Here is a 477-nt window from a genome sequence, read left to right on the forward strand (position 1 = left end):
GTTTGGGCCAGCGTGCCTGTTTTCAGATTAAAATCCTTGGCAATCTTGCGAATGATTTCCTCTACCTTGGCATTGGTGAACCGATAGGTGTCGTTGCTGGACAAATAGCGCAGCTGGTCGTAGGCCATCAGTTTCACCTGGGCGTCCAACCCCCATTCTTTTGAAAAAACATAGCCATAAAACAGGTCCTTGTTATCCTTGCGGAAACGCACAATGTCACCATTCTCCACGTCAAATTCCTTGCTCTGCGCCAGACCATTGTTGACGTAGTTGATATCAAGACTCGCCGGCTTTGCCTGACGGCTTGTTTTCCATGTAATATCCGTTACGATCTGCCCCAGATCCCACACGCTTCCATTCTTTCGGTCAATCATCAGCTCGATCATGCAGCCACCTCCTTAAGGAATCTTGAGAACCCGGCCAATCGCCAGCTTCCGAACCTCATGGTCCTTGATTCCGTTCAGTTTTTGGATGTCC

At 49.1% G+C, this 477-nt stretch carries 1 protein-coding gene; it reads right to left on the minus strand.

Annotation, left to right across the window (positions count from 1 at the left end; all coding sequences use genetic code 11):
• On the minus strand, positions 1 to 386 hold a 386-nt coding region (locus tag C3B52_RS35885; RefSeq protein WP_441299882.1), incomplete at its 3' end, for an XkdQ/YqbQ family protein.
• Between the last annotated feature and the right edge of the window lie 91 nt (positions 387 to 477).

Source organism: Brevibacillus reuszeri (assembly GCF_002897295.1).
GTDB lineage: Bacteria > Bacillota > Bacilli > Brevibacillales > Brevibacillaceae > Brevibacillus > Brevibacillus reuszeri_A.